Consider the following 13,354-nt stretch of genomic DNA (forward strand, 5'->3'; position numbering starts at 1 on the left):
GCCGCCGACGCAGGCCTTCTCAGCGGCGGGCGTCGCGGAGCAGATCCAGGGAGGCCCGCACGTCGCGGCGCACGTCCTTGTCGGGGTCGCGGACCATCGAGGTCAGGGTCTGCTCGACACTCGCCGCGAACTCGCCCTTCGCGTCGCGCCCGGAGCCGATCCCGGCGATGGCCGCGGCGACCAGCGCCCGGGCGCCGGCCGCGCGGACCCGCGCGTGCTCGTCCGTGGTGAGCCGCGCCAGCTTCTTCTGCCCGCCGAGGACGCGCTCGGCGCAGACCCGCGCGCACATCTCGCGCACGCGCCAGGCCGGGTTGGCCAGTCCCGCGAGGACCGCGTCGGCCGCGGTGTCGTCCCAGACGTAGAGCAGGGCGCGGGCGCCCCAGAGCTCGGGCCAGTACAGCGACGGAGCTCCCTGCAGGACGCCCGCCGCGTGCTCGCCCCCGACGGTGAGCAGGAACGCCTCGCCCTCGTAGCCGCCGGTCAGCAGCGCGGCCGAGCGCAGGGCGACGGCGCGCTCGCCCTCGCGGGCGACCTGGGCGCGCAGCCGCTCCTCGAGGGGATCGGTGAGGGTGACGGAGGGTTCGCTGTCGGAGGCCATAGGGCCCCCAGCGTAGTCGGACCGCCGTCCTCCCCGGCACGGGGGATGCGGCGGCCCGAGCGCCGTCGCTAGCGTGGCGGGATGTCACGAATCACGCGCTCCGGCGCTCCCGCGCGCCTCGGCGCCACCGCCAGCACGGCCACCGCCGCCGCCCTCCTCGTCCTCCTCGCCGGCTGCTCCTCCCCCGCCGCCACCGACTCCGGCAGCGACGCCGAGGAGATCGAGACGGCCGCCGCGACCGGCGACACGATCACCGGCGACGGCTACTCCTACTCCGTTCCCGAGGGCTGGGGCGCCCCCGACGCCGACCCCGCGACGATGGGCGCCGACACCCTCGCCGCCGACCTCACCGACACCGACGGCTTCGCCGACAACGTCAACGTCGTGCTCAGCCCGGCCGGCGAGGTCTCCGCCGAGCAGGTCGAGGACGCCGGGGTCACCGAGCTCGAGAGCGCGGGCGCCACCGACGTCGAGGCGAACGACCGCGTCGTCGTCGCCGGTGCCGAGTCCGCGCACCTCAGCGCGAACCTGACCGCGTCGGGGGCGACCTACGCCGTCGAGCAGTACTACGTCACCGACGAGGGCCAGACCTATGTCGTCACCTTCTCGTTCAGCCCCACCGTGGACGACGACCAGCGCGAGGCCGTCGCCGAGTCGGTCCTCGCCTCCTGGGCCTGGGCCTGATCCGGCTCTGATCCGGCCCTGATCCGGTGAGGCCCCCCTGCTCCGGCCGCCGCCTCAGCCGCGCGGCCGGAGCAGGAAGTCGACGTGCCCGAGGACGGACGCGGCGACCAGGGGCCGGCGCCCGACGACGGGCAGGACGATCGTCCCGAGGATCGAGAGGCCCAGCTCGTCGACGGGGGTGTCGGCCGGGAGCTGCCCGGCCTCGACGGCCTTCGCGAACCGGTCCGAGAGCGTCTGGTCGACGCCGAAGGCACGGCCCAGGCGCTCCCCCACGGCGGCGTCCTCCGCTCCGGCGGCGATCAGCGAGCGGATCAGCGACGCGCCCGTCTCCGTGCCGGCGAGCTCCAGGATCGGCGCGAGCCAGACCCCGAGGTCGCGGCGCAGATCGCCGGTGTCGGGCGGCTCGACCTCGATCGCGACCAGCCGGCCCTCGATCATGCAGTCCGCGATCAGCGCACCGCGCGAGGGCCACCAGCGGTAGACGGTCTGCTTGGAGACCCCGGCGTCCTTCGCGATGCCCTCCATCGTGAGGTGATCCCAGCCCTGCTGCACGAACAGCCGCGCGGTCGCCTCGAGGACCGACTCCCGGGCCGCGGCGCTGCGGACCGGTCCGCTCCGATGCTCCGTCATGCGTCGAGCGTACAGCGACGCTAGACGAGACGTCGCGTATGATCTAGCGACCGCCGCCGCCCGACTCCGGGCCCCCCTCTCGATCGGACTCCTCCTTGGCCTCCCTGCTCTTCCGTCTGGGCACCTTCGCCGCTCGTCGCGCGTGGGCGGTGATCGTCGCCTGGGTCGTGATCCTCGGCGTCGGCGTCGGCGCCTTCCTCGCGGTCGGCGGCTCGCTGACCAACAGCTTCGACATCCCCGGCACCGCGTCCGGCGCCGTCACCGACCAGCTGGCCGAGAAGCTGCCCGACACCGCCGGCGGCACCGGCACCGTCGTCTACCGGAGCGCCGACGGCTCGGCGCTCTCCGCCGAGCAGGAGTCGGCGATCTCGGCGCTGGCCGCCTCGGCCGCCGATCTCGAGGGCGTCGCCGCGGTCGTCGATCCCTTCGCTGCGCGCCAGTCGCAGCTCGACGGCGCGCAGCAGCTCGCCGACGGCCGGGCGCAGCTCCAGGCCGGTCAGGAGCAGCTCGACGCCGGGCAGGCGCAGCTCGACGCGGGACAGGCCCAGCTCACCGCAGGCCAGCAGCAGCTGACCGCGGTCCGCGAGCAGGCGGTCGCCGCCGGTGCTCCGGAGCAGCAGCTCGCCGCCCTCGACGCCCAGCAGGCGCAGCTCGACGCGCAGCAGGCCGAGCTCACCGCGCAGCAGTCCGCGCTCGACGCCTCGCGCACCGAGCTCGAGGCCGGCGCCGCACCGCTCGACCAGGGCGAGGAGCTGCTCGCGCTCGCCGACGGCATCGGCGTCGTCTCGGCGGACGGCTCGACCGCCATCGTCAACGTCTCCTTCACCGAGCCGCGCCTGGAGCTGCCGGAGGAGGTCAAGCAGGGCGTCATCGACCACTTCGAGTCCGCCCCGGTCGCCGGCGCCGACGTCAGCTTCGCGACCGATCTCGCGCAGGGCGTCCCGCAGATCTTCGGCGTCGGCGAGGCGGTCGGCCTCGTCTTCGCCGGCGTCGTCCTGATCGTGATGCTCGGCTCGCTCGTCGCGGCCGCGCTCCCGATCGTCACCGCGCTCGTCGGCGTCGGCGTGGGCGTCACCGCCTCGCTCTCCTTCTCCGGCGTCATCGACATGGCCTCGGTGACCCCGGTGCTCGGCGTGATGCTCGGTCTCGCGGTCGGGATCGACTACTCCCTCTTCATCGTCAACCGGCACCGCAAGCAGCTGCTCTCGGGCGTCGAGGTGCGGGAGTCGATCGGCCTCGCCAACGGCACCTCCGGCACCGCCGTCGTCTTCGCCGGCTCGACCGTCGTGGTCGCGCTGCTCGCCCTCAACGTCACCGGCATCCCGTTCCTCGGCCTGATGGGCACGGTCGGCGCGGTCTGCGTCGCGGTCGCCGTGCTGATCGCGGTCACGCTCGCCCCGGCGATCCTCGGCCTGCTCGGCACCCGGCTCCTGCGTCGCAAGGCCCGCTCGGCCGTCGTGCACCACGCGGCGGCGAAGACGGTCGCGCCGATGTCGACCCTGCGCGCGGTCCTCACCGTCGTCGGCACCGTCGCCGTGCTCCTCGTCATCGCGATCCCCGCGCTCTCGATGCGCCTCGGTCTGCCCGACGGTGCGAGCGAGCCCGAGGGCTCCACGAGCGCCCGCACCTTCGAGATCGTCGGTGACGAGTTCGGCGCCGGAGCGAACGGCCCGCTGCTCGTGACCGCGACGGTCCCCGGCGGGGTCGCCGACGACGCGCTCCTCGCCACCCAGGTCGACGTCGCCCGCACGATCGCCGAGCAGGACGATGTCGTCGCCGTGGCGCCCGTCGCCGCCTCCGACGACGGCACCCTGCTCGCCTTCCAGGTGCTGCCGACCGACGGCCCGAACAGCGCCTCGACCGAGGCCCTCGTGCAGGACCTCCGCGCCCTGCCGCCGGTGGCCGACGACATCGTCCTCGGCGTCGCCGGCCAGGCGGCGACCAACATCGACATCTCCGAGGGGCTGAACGATGTCCTGCCGACCTACCTGGCGGTCGTCGTCGGGCTCTCGCTGCTGATCATGATCCTGGTGTTCCGCTCGCTCCTCGTGCCGCTGATCGCGACGGGCGGCTTCATCCTGTCGCTGTTCGCGACCTACGGGCTGATCGTCGCGGTCTTCCAGTTCGGCTGGGGCGCCGACCTGATCGGGCTGCACTCGACCGGGCCGATCCTGAGCTTCCTGCCGGTGATCCTGGTCGGGATCCTCTTCGGGCTGGCGATGGACTACCAGCTCTTCCTCGCCTCGGGGATGCGCGAGGCCTACGTGCACGGGGCGAGCGCGCGGCTCGCCGTCGCGCAGGGCTTCCAGGCCGGGAAGGCGGTCGTGATCGCCGCTGCCCTGATCATGGTCGCGGTCTTCGGCGGCTTCATCTTCTCGGAGTCGACCATCATCCGCTCGATGGGCTTCGGCCTCGCGTTTGGAGTCCTGCTGGACGCGTTCGTCGTCCGGATGCTGCTGATGCCGGCGCTGATGCACCTGCTCGGCCGCTCCGCCTGGTGGCTCCCCCGCTGGCTCGACCGCCTCCTCCCGGACGTCGACCTGGAGGGCGCCGCGCTCGAGCGGACGCACCCGCACCCGCAGTCCTGAGCGTCCCGGCTACATTGGCGGGATGACTGCCGCTCCGGACTCCCGCGCCTGGCGGCGGTCGCCCGCCACGCCCGACCAGCGCCGCGCCGACGCCGCCACCGCCGCCGTCCTCTTCGGCGCCGCCGTGCTCTCGCTGGTGCTGGGCCGTGCGATCGGGCTGTTCACCGATCCCGCGTCGCCCGCGCTCAGCGCCGCTGTGCTGGCCGTCGTCATCCTGCCGCTCGCGTTCCGCCGGGTGGCGCCCGTGCCCGTCCTCGCGGTCATCGGGGCCGCGTTCCTGCTGGTCGGCGAGCTGAGGGTGCCCGAGCTCACGATCAGCAACATCGCCCTGTTCATGGCCCTCTACAGCGTCGGCGCGTGGGAGCCGAACCGGACGCGGGCGGGCTGGGCACGCGGCGTGCTCGTCGCCGTGATGGCGGTCTGGCTGCTGGTCACGTTCTTCCGCGCGAGCACGCAGGACCTCGACTTCGACGGTGCCGGGATCGGCGCGCTCACCCCGGTCGCGGCGTACATGCTCCAGCAGATCCTGATCAACGTCCTCTACTTCGCCGGCGCCTGGTGGTTCGGAGACCACGCCTGGGCCTCCGCCCGCCAGCGCGCCCTGACCGACCTGCGCACCCGCCAGCTCGAGGAGGAGCAGTCCACCGTCGCCCGCCAGGCCATCACGATCGAGCGGCTGCGGATCGCGCGCGAGCTGCACGACGCGGTCGCCCATCACGTCTCGCTGATGGGCGTGCAGGCCGGAGCGGCGCGGATGCTCGTCGACGCCGATCCGGCGAAGGCGCACGAGCAGCTCCAGGCGCTCGAGGGCACGTCCCGCGCGGCGGTCGGCGAGCTCTACCAGCTGCTCGGCACGCTGCGCGACGAGGAGTCCGTGCTCGACCCGGTCACCGCCTCGCTCGACCTGGGCGCGCTGCCGGCGCTGATCGCGGACGCGGAGGCCTCGGGGCTGCGCGTCTCGCTCGAGGTGGTCGGCGAGCCCGTCGACCTCCCCGCGCTGGTCGGGCTGAACCTCTACCGGATCGCCCAGGAGTCGCTCACCAACGTCCTCAAGCACGCCGGACCCGGCACCCGCGCGCGCGTGCACCTGCGCTACGAGGGCGACTCCGTCGAGCTCGAGGTCGCCGACGACGGACTCGGGCGCCCCGGCCCGCGCCGGCAGGGCGGCGGCCTCGGCCTGCTCGGGATGCGCGAGCGCGCGGCGACCCTCGACGGCGTCCTCGAGACGGGGCCGCGGGCCGGCTCCGGCTGGGTCGTGCGCGTCGCCGTGCCGCTCGCGGTGCGGGCGTGAGCGGCGGTCCGGGCGTGCGCGTCGTCCTCGTCGACGACCACGCGCTGATGCGCCAGGGCATCCGCACGATCCTCTCGCTGCAGGCCGGCATCGAGGTGGTCGGCGAGGCCTCCAGCGGCGAGGAGGCCGTCGAGGTCGTCGCGCGCACCCGCCCGGACGTCGTCTGCATGGACGTCGAGATGCCCGGGATCGGCGGGCTCGAGGCGACCCGGCGGATCCTCGCCGAGCCGGACGCGACCGTGCAGGTGCTCGTGCTGACCACGTTCGAGCGCGAGGACTACCTCGTCGCGGCGCTCGAGGCGGGCGCGAGCGGCTTCCTGCTGAAGAACTCGCCGCCGGAGCGCCTCGTCGCCGGAGTCCGCGCGATCGCGGCGGGCGACGCCCTGCTCGCGCCCGAGCTGACCCGGGCGGTGATCGAGCGCGCCGTCGCCCGCGAGCGCGACCGGTCGTCCGCGCCGTTCCCGGCGCCGCCGCCCTCGGCGGCCCCCGACACGCTGACCGCCCGCGAGCTCGAGGTGCTCCGCCTGCTCGCCCAGGGGCTCTCCAACGACGAGATCGCCGAGCTCCTCGCCGTCGGGCGGGCGACGGTGAAGACCCACGTCTCGAACGTGCTCGCCAAGCTGTCCCTCCGCGACCGCGTGCAGGCCGTCGCCTTCGCCTACCGCTCCGGCCTGGTCGACCCGCGGCGGGCCCCGGAGGCTCCCGCGTCCTGAGCGATCCCGCCAGAGACCGCTCACCGCGCCACCGATTGCGGAGCGTCGGAGGGGAGGCGGGAGACTCCCGGCGACGAGCCGCACGCCGGAGGATCGGGGTCCCACCGGGGACGCGCACCGGCGCAGGAGGAGAGACGATGACCCAGGGCACGCACGGACAGGGAGCGGACTCGCCGGCACCGGGGCTCCCGCGACGGACCGCCCTGGCGGGTGCATGGACGATCCCCGTGATCGCGGCGGCCGTCTCGGCCCCCGGGGCCGCAGCGTCCGCCCCGCCGTCCGCGGAGGGGCCCTTCGTCGGCGTGGTGCTCACCCGGAGTGCCGAGGCGATCGACGAGTTCGTCGTCGAGGTCCGCGTGGCGCGGACCGGGCCCGCCGGCGCCCCCGTCGTCCTTCCCCTCGAGGCGCGGATCGACATCACGACCGACCACGACGTCGACGTCTGGTCGGGAGGGATCGTCGCCGACGGTCCCCGGGCCGGCCGCCTCGTGATCCCTCCCGGCTCCTACCGGAACGTGGGGAGCATCGCGCTGGAGGACACCGCGACCCTGCAGCTGGGGTCGGCCGCCTCCGGGCTGTCCTCGACGTTCAGCCCTCTCCCGAAGGGACTGGTCACCGTCACGGCCACCGTGACCCGCGGTCCGGTCTACACCGGCACCGACGGCCGCGGCTACGGCGCGATCGGCCTGGCGTCGCGGACGATCCGCTTCTCCCTCTGACCCCGCCTGCGGCCGCGCGCGCCTCCTCCGCCCCGAGGTGGAGGCCGCCGTTCAGTCCCGCGCCGGAGGTGCCGGAGACGCGCCCTCCCTAGCGTGGAGGGGTCAGTCGGATCCGAGGAGGTCGCATGCTCAGCGTGCAGAACATCAGTCGCAGCTTCGGCGCCCATCGCGCCGTCGACGACGTCAGCTTCGATGTCGGGCGGGGCCGGCTCACCGGCTTCGTCGGCGGGAACGGCGCCGGGAAGACCACGACGATGCGGATGATCCTCGGCGTCCTGCGCCCGGACTCCGGCGAGGTCCTCCTCGACGGCACGCCGGTCGGCCAGGCGGCGCTGCACGGCTTCGGCTACATGCCGGAGGAGCGCGGCCTCTATCCGAAGATGGAGATCGGCGAGCAGCTCGCCTACCTGGCCCGGCTGCACGGCATCGACAAGGCCACCGCCGTCCAGCGTGCCGACGACCTGCTCGAGCGCCTCGGCCTGATCGAGCGCCGACGCGACAAGCTCGAGGCGCTCTCGCTGGGCAATCAGCAGCGCGTGCAGGTGGCCGCGGCCCTCGTGCACGACCCGGACGTGCTGATCATGGACGAGCCGTTCTCCGGACTCGACCCGCTCGCGGTCGACGAGGTGGTCACGGTGATCGCCGAGCACGCCGCACGCGGCATCCCGGTGCTGTTCTCCTCGCACCAGCTCGACGTGGTCGAGCGGCTCTGCGACGACCTGGTGATCATCGCCGGCGGCCAGGTGAAGGCCGCGGGCGAGCGCGAGGCGCTGCGCGAGCAGTACTCCGGCGACCGGTGGTCGCTCGAGATCGACGGCGACGCGGGCTGGGTCCGCGGCGTCCCCGGCGTCGAAGTGGAGGAGCTGGCCGGCACGTCGGTGCTCTTCCACGCCGACCCGCGAGCCGCCGACGCCGTGCTCCGCGCCGCCGTCGAGCGCGGCACCGTGTCGTCGTTCCGGCCCGTGCGGCCGACCCTCGGAGAGATCTTCCGGGACATCGTGGTGAGCGCGCCCGCGGGCGCCGAGAAGGAGACGGAGGCGGTCCGATGACGACGAGCAGCACGAGGAGCACCGGCACCGGCGCGCAGGACGGCCGGCTGAGCACCTGGGGCGCGACGCTCCTGGTCGCGGAGCGCGAGATCCTCTCCCAGGTGCGGTCGAAGGCGTTCCTCATCTCGACGGTCATCACGCTCGTGCTGGTGATCGGCGGGATCGTGCTCTCGAACGTGCTCGGCAGCCGCACCGCCGACGCGACTCCGGTCGCGGTCGTCGGCTCCGCGGGCTCCTCGGTGGTCCCCGCCGACACCCTCGACGTCACCGAGGTCGCCACGGCGGCGGAGGCGGAGGAGCTGGTGCGCTCCGGCGACGTCGACGCGGCGCTCGTCCCCAGCGACGACGCGCTCGGCTTCGCGGTCCTCGCCCTCGACGAGGCACCGGAGGGACTGGTCGCGGCCCTCTCGGCGAGCCCCGCCGTCGAGCTCCTCGAGCCCTCCGAGACGCCGTCGGGTCTGCGCACGCTGATCGGCCTGGCGTTCGGCCTGGTGTTCATGCTCGCCGTGCTCGGCTCGGGCGCGACGATCATGCAGAACACCGTGCAGGAGAAGCAGTCCCGCATCGTCGAGATCCTGCTCGCCGCGGTGCCCGCCCGGGCGCTGCTGGCCGGCAAGATCCTCGGCAACTCGGTGATCGGCGTCGGCACGGCCGCCGCGATCGCCGCCGCGTCCGCCCTCGGGCTCGCGATCACCGGCCAGACCGAGCTGCTCGACCTGCTGTCGGCCCCGCTGATCTGGTTCGTCGTCTTCTTCGTCTTCGGCTTCGTCCTGGTCGCGAGCGTCTTCGCGGCCGGCGCGGCGCTCGTCTCCCGGCAGGAGGACACCGGCTCGGTGATGACCCCCGCGATGATGCTCGTGATGGTGCCGTACTTCGGCGTCGTGCTCTTCGGCGACAACCCGCTGGTGATGACGATCCTGTCCTACGTGCCCTTCAGCGCTCCGGTCGCGATGCCGGTGCGGCTGTTCTTCGGCGAGGCCGAGTGGTGGGAGCCGCTGCTCTCCCTCGGCCTCCTCGTCGTCGCCACCGCCGCCGTGATGGCCGTCGCCAGCCGGATCTACACCAACTCCCTGCTGCGCATGGGCTCCCGCGTCCGCCTCCGCGACGCCCTGACGCCCAGCTGACGCCGACCTGTCGCTGCCAGATCGACGGCATCGTGCCACCGATTCGGTGGCGTCGGCCCCCGGACCGGAGACTTCGGACTTCCAGCGGAGGATCGGTGCACGTCTCCCGCCTGTCACGAGCACCGACGCGATCAGGGAGAGACGATGTCGGACGCTCGACGGGACCATGCACGCTTCGATCAGGGGGACGGCGCCGAGCGGGGGGTGACGCGCCGGACCGCCGTGGCGGCGGTCGCGTGGACCACCCCCGTGGTCTCGGCCGCCGTGGCGGCGCCGGGCGCGGCCGCCTCCGCACCGGTGCCGGTGGATCAGGGACCGTACGTCGGGCTCTTCCTCATCCCCCGCCGTGCGGGCGAGTTCCGGATCGACCTGAGGGTCGCCAGGAGCGGACCGGCCGGGTCCCCCGTCGTGCTCGCCGACGAGGCGAGGGTGGACATCGCGTCGGAGCACGACGTCGAGACCTGGGCCGCGGGGATCGTCGTCGACGGCCCGAGGGCCGGGCATCTCCTGCTCGCGGCCGGGTCCTACCCCTCGGCCGGGTCGTACACCGGCAAGGACGGGGTGACCCTCCAGGTGGCGAGGATCGTGGGGAGCGGGTACTCCAGCTTCACCTCGCAACCCAAGGGACGGTTCGCTGTGACGGCCACCGTGACGCGAGGTCGAGTCCACCCGGGCGCCGATCCGAAGGCGCAGACGGCGCTCGGCTTCGGGACGCAGACCCTCAGCCTCGTGGCCTGACCGGACGACCTCGTGCCAGGTCTGCTGCATCGCGCCACGGATTCGGCGGATCAGAACCGGAGGCCGAGGATGGCGGGATCGTCCGGCATCAGCGGCTCGATGCGTCGCGAGGAGCCGCCCGACCACAGGGAGGTCTCTCGTGTCCGACAGTCGTCCCGACGTACCCGGAGTCACCCGCCGGGCCGCGATGGCGATGGCGTGGTCGGCGCCCGTCATCGCCACGGCGGTCGGCGCGCCCGCAGCCGCCGCATCCGCCCCGCGACCACTCGAGGTCGGGCCGTACGTCGGCCTCTTCCTGGACTCCCTGTCGTCGGGGAACTTCGTCCTCGAGCTCCGGGCAGCGCACAGCGGACCGCCCGGAGCACCCGTCGAGCTCCTCAGCGACGCCCGGATGGACGTCACCGCCGAGCACGACGTCGGGCACTGGTCGGAGTGGCTCGTCGTCGACCGGCCGCGCTGCGCCCACCTCGTGATCCCGGCCGGGAGCTCGCCGAGCCGCGGCATGTACACGGACCGGGAAGGACGCCTGATGCAGGTGGCGCCCCTCGGACCGGGACGGATGTTCTGCGCACTGACGCCGCTTCCCCCCGGCCGCTTCCGTGTCACAGCGACCGTGACGCGAGGCCCTGTCTCCCCCGAGACGACGGGTGAGGCCCCCGCGTTCCTCGGCCTTCCGACCCGCACGGTCCTCGTCGACGTCTGAGAGCTGCGGGCGCGGGTCTCGATGCGCGCCTGGGCTGCTCGACCGTCCTGCAGCGCGCGCTACCAGCCCTCGGGGCCCGCGCTCCCGGCCTCGTACTCGTCGAGGGGGGTGCCGCCCTCGGCCCAGTGCGAGAGCACCGGGGTGACGATGCGCCAGCACTGCTCGGCGACGGCGCCCGGGACCGACAGCAGGGTGTCGCCCTGGAGGATCCCCGCGAGCACCTGCGCGTAGGGGTCGAGCGTGGCCGCGCCGGGCTGCGCCTCCAGGGTGGTGCGCTCGACGTCGGTCAGGTCGTCGGCGCTGTTGACGAGCAGGTCGAGGCTCACGTCGCCGCCCTTGAGCGACATCCGCAGGACCGTGCCGGACGCGTCGTCGCCGGAGCGCAGGCCCCGCGGCGGCGTCGCGGCGCGGAAGTGCACGGCGACCTCGTGGCGCGGGTCGCCGACGGCCTTGCCGGAGCGCAGCACGAACGGCACGCCGGCCCAGCGGGGGGTGTCCACCTGGAGCAGCAGCTGCGCGAGAGTCTCGGTGCCGGCCTCGGGGTCGACGTCGGGCTCGTCGACGTAGGAGGGGAAGAAGCGGCCGTCCACCCGGCCCTCGGTGTAGCGGGCGCGCCGGGCGGTGGCGGGGTCGTCGCGCCAGAGGCGGACGGCGCCGAGCGCCTCGGCCATCCGCTCGTGCACATGCTCGGGCGAGACCTCCTCCGGGCGCTCCATCGTCGTCAGCGCGAGCACCATCAGCAGGTGGCTCTGCAGCATGTCGCGCAGGGCGCCGGTGCCGTCGTAGAAGGCGGCGCGGCCCTCGATCCCGAGGGTCTCGTCGTAGACGATCTCGATCTTCTCGATCTGCTCGGCGCTCCAGCTCGCCTCCAGCAGGCGGTTGCCGAAGCGCAGGCCCAGCATGCCCATCACGGTGGCGTTGCCGAGGAAGTGGTCGATGCGCCAGAGGCGGTCCTCGGAGATCACCGGAGCGAAGGCGGCGTTCAGCGCGATCGCGTCGTCGAGGTCCTCGCCGAACGGCTTCTCGATCGCGACGACCAGGTCCTCCGGGAGCTCGAGCTTCGAGAGCGAGTCGGCGACCCTGTGCCCCATCGCCGGCGGCAGCGCGACGTAGAGCACGGGCGTGGACGGGCAGGCGTCGAGCAGGGCCTTCAGCTGGCCCGGGTCGGAGGCGTCGGTGGCGACGAAGCGGGCGCGCGAGGCGAGGTCGTCGACGGTGTGCGCGGCGATGCCGGCGGACTCGAGGCTGCGGCGGACGAGGCCCTGCCACTCGTCGTCGGTCTGCGGGGTGCGCGCGGCGCCGATCAGGGTCAGCTCGGAGTCGCGGGCGAGCTCGGCGACGCGGCCCAGGCCCGGCAGGAGCAGCCGCTCGGTGAGGTCGCCCCCCGCGCCGAGGATCGCGATGGTGCGCCGGGTGCTCTCGAGGGCGGTGGCCTCGGGGATGCCGATCGGGTCGGTCATGGTGTCTCCTCCTGTGCGTCGGGGTGGCTGTGCTCGGGGTGCGTCGTCACGGTATCCGACCGCTCCTGCTCCCCCGCCGAGAGGGCCGGCACCCGTACCGTCGTCCCTCACGCCTCGGGGATCGTGCGCTCGAACAGCGCCGGCCGCTCCACGTCGGGGTCGGGGCCGCTGCGGACGCCGGTGTCGAGCCCGTCGATCCGGGTCAGCTCGTCGTCGCTCAGCTCGAAGTCGAAGACGTCGATGTTCGCGGCGATCCGCTCGCGGTTCGTCGACTTGGGGATCGCGGAGCGGCCCTGCTGCAGGTGCCAGCGGAGCATCACCTGCGCCGGGCTCTTGCCGTGCTCGGTCGCGATCGCGCCGATCGTCGCGTCGTCCATCACGCTGCGGCGCTCGTCGCCCCAGCCGGGGTAGAAGGTGATCCCGCCGATCGGCGACCAGGCCTGGGTGAGGATCCCGCGCTCCGCGTCCTCGCGGCGCACATCCGGCTGGCTGAAGTAGGGGTGAAGCTCGACCTGGTTGACGGCGGGGATCACGTCGACCTCGGCGAGGAGCCGCGCGAGGTGCGCCGGCGTGAAGTTGCTGACGCCGATCGCGCGCACCCCGCCGTCGGCGAGGAGCTTCTCGAGCGCCCGGTACGCGGCGATCGTGCTGTCGAAGCGGGAGGGGACGGGCTGGTGCAGGATCAGCAGGTCGAGCTGCTCGACGCCGAGCTTGCCGGTCGCCTTCTCGAACGCGTGCAGCGTCTCGTCGTAGCCGTAGTCGGTGACCCAGATCTTCGTCTCGACGAACACCTCCGAGCGGTCCAGGCCCGAGCGGCGGATCCCCTCGCCGACCTCGCGCTCGTTGCCGTAGGCGGCGGCGGTGTCGATGTGGCGGTAGCCGGCCTCGAGGGCGGACAGCACGGCGGCCGTCGTCTCCTCGGGCGCGCTCTGGAAGACGCCGAGCCCGAGAGCGGGAAGGGTGACGCCGTTGTTGAGGGTGAGCTGCTGAGTCATCCCTCCACGCTAGAACGCGAGCGCGGCCGCTGGGAGGGGTTGGCAGCACCCGTCGGGACGGG

Annotated in this window: 13 protein-coding genes; 9 read left to right on the plus strand and 4 right to left on the minus strand. The window is 73.7% G+C overall.

All coding sequences use genetic code 11. The features are described 5' to 3' along the window. Window positions 1-19: 19 nt before the first annotated feature. A complete protein-coding gene (locus HRK28_RS00105) occupies window positions 20-598 on the minus strand; it encodes a HEAT repeat domain-containing protein (protein ID WP_160089283.1) in 579 nt (192 codons plus the stop codon). Between the two features lie 81 nt (window positions 599-679). Here HRK28_RS00105 and HRK28_RS00110 point away from each other — a divergent pair, with 81 nt between their 5' ends. Continuing rightward, a complete protein-coding gene (locus HRK28_RS00110; protein ID WP_173249953.1) occupies window positions 680-1,282 on the plus strand; it encodes a hypothetical protein in 603 nt (200 codons plus the stop codon). 54 nt (window positions 1,283-1,336) lie between these two features. Here HRK28_RS00110 and HRK28_RS00115 read toward each other — a convergent pair whose 3' ends face one another. Further along, window positions 1,337-1,912, minus strand: a complete 576-nt coding sequence (locus HRK28_RS00115) for a TetR/AcrR family transcriptional regulator (RefSeq protein ID WP_160089279.1) — start codon at window positions 1,910-1,912, stop codon at window positions 1,337-1,339. Window positions 1,913-2,007: 95 nt separating this feature from the next. Between HRK28_RS00115 and HRK28_RS00120 the strand changes: the two genes are divergently transcribed. From HRK28_RS00120 to HRK28_RS00155, 8 genes are all read left to right on the plus strand, one after another. Further along, window positions 2,008-4,500 (plus strand): MMPL family transporter, encoded by a 2,493-nt coding sequence (locus HRK28_RS00120; protein ID WP_160089277.1) that lies wholly within the window; start codon window positions 2,008-2,010, stop codon window positions 4,498-4,500. 22 nt (window positions 4,501-4,522) lie between these two features. Then, entirely contained in the window at window positions 4,523-5,791 is a 1,269-nt protein-coding gene (locus HRK28_RS00125; protein ID WP_160089275.1) for a sensor histidine kinase, read from the plus strand. Then, complete coding sequence (locus tag HRK28_RS00130; protein WP_279630793.1) at window positions 5,788-6,504, plus strand: response regulator transcription factor; 717 nt, start codon at window positions 5,788-5,790, stop codon at window positions 6,502-6,504. The genes HRK28_RS00125 and HRK28_RS00130 overlap by 4 nt, the downstream gene beginning before the upstream one ends. A gap of 137 nt (window positions 6,505-6,641) precedes the next feature. Then, a complete protein-coding gene (locus tag HRK28_RS00135) occupies window positions 6,642-7,223 on the plus strand; it encodes a hypothetical protein (RefSeq protein ID WP_173249955.1) in 582 nt (193 codons plus the stop codon). Window positions 7,224-7,348: 125 nt separating this feature from the next. Next, the gene (locus HRK28_RS00140; protein ID WP_160089271.1) at window positions 7,349-8,272 is read left to right on the plus strand and encodes an ABC transporter ATP-binding protein; all 924 of its coding nucleotides are present in this window, start codon (window positions 7,349-7,351) and stop codon (window positions 8,270-8,272) included. Continuing rightward, window positions 8,269-9,396 (plus strand): ABC transporter permease, encoded by a 1,128-nt coding sequence (locus tag HRK28_RS00145; protein ID WP_160089269.1) that lies wholly within the window; start codon window positions 8,269-8,271, stop codon window positions 9,394-9,396. Before HRK28_RS00140 ends, HRK28_RS00145 begins: the two co-directional genes overlap by 4 nt. A gap of 204 nt (window positions 9,397-9,600) precedes the next feature. Beyond that, on the plus strand, window positions 9,601-10,134 hold the full coding sequence (locus HRK28_RS00150; protein ID WP_173249957.1) for a hypothetical protein: 534 nt from the start codon (window positions 9,601-9,603) through the stop codon (window positions 10,132-10,134). Between the two features lie 139 nt (window positions 10,135-10,273). Next, window positions 10,274-10,837: a hypothetical protein gene (locus HRK28_RS00155; RefSeq protein WP_160089265.1), complete on the plus strand. Its 564-nt coding sequence runs from the start codon at window positions 10,274-10,276 to the stop codon at window positions 10,835-10,837. Window positions 10,838-10,896: 59 nt separating this feature from the next. On the opposite strand, the gene HRK28_RS00160 is transcribed toward HRK28_RS00155, so the two are convergent. Together HRK28_RS00160 and HRK28_RS00165 are read right to left on the minus strand one after the other, a co-directional pair. Next, entirely contained in the window at window positions 10,897-12,297 is a 1,401-nt protein-coding gene (locus tag HRK28_RS00160) for a glucose-6-phosphate dehydrogenase (protein WP_173249958.1), read from the minus strand. Window positions 12,298-12,404: 107 nt separating this feature from the next. Then, window positions 12,405-13,292: an aldo/keto reductase gene (locus HRK28_RS00165; protein WP_173249960.1), complete on the minus strand. Its 888-nt coding sequence runs from the start codon at window positions 13,290-13,292 to the stop codon at window positions 12,405-12,407. Window positions 13,293-13,354: the final 62 nt, after the last annotated feature.

This window comes from Rathayibacter sp. VKM Ac-2835, assembly GCF_013266705.1.
In the GTDB taxonomy this organism is placed as follows: domain Bacteria; phylum Actinomycetota; class Actinomycetes; order Actinomycetales; family Microbacteriaceae; genus Rathayibacter.

Coding starts and splice junctions, on each gene's coding strand:
- HRK28_RS00105 (WP_160089283.1), bottom strand. CDS start 598: ATGGCCTCCGACAGCGAACCCTCCGTCACCCTCACCGATCCCCTCGAG.
- HRK28_RS00110 (WP_173249953.1), top strand. CDS start 680: ATGTCACGAATCACGCGCTCCGGCGCTCCCGCGCGCCTCGGCGCCACC.
- HRK28_RS00115 (WP_160089279.1), bottom strand. CDS start 1,912: ATGACGGAGCATCGGAGCGGACCGGTCCGCAGCGCCGCGGCCCGGGAG.
- HRK28_RS00125 (WP_160089275.1), top strand. CDS start 4,523: ATGACTGCCGCTCCGGACTCCCGCGCCTGGCGGCGGTCGCCCGCCACG.
- HRK28_RS00135 (WP_173249955.1), top strand. CDS start 6,642: ATGACCCAGGGCACGCACGGACAGGGAGCGGACTCGCCGGCACCGGGG.
- HRK28_RS00140 (WP_160089271.1), top strand. CDS start 7,349: ATGCTCAGCGTGCAGAACATCAGTCGCAGCTTCGGCGCCCATCGCGCC.
- HRK28_RS00145 (WP_160089269.1), top strand. CDS start 8,269: ATGACGACGAGCAGCACGAGGAGCACCGGCACCGGCGCGCAGGACGGC.
- HRK28_RS00160 (WP_173249958.1), bottom strand. CDS start 12,297: ATGACCGACCCGATCGGCATCCCCGAGGCCACCGCCCTCGAGAGCACC.
- HRK28_RS00165 (WP_173249960.1), bottom strand. CDS start 13,292: ATGACTCAGCAGCTCACCCTCAACAACGGCGTCACCCTTCCCGCTCTC.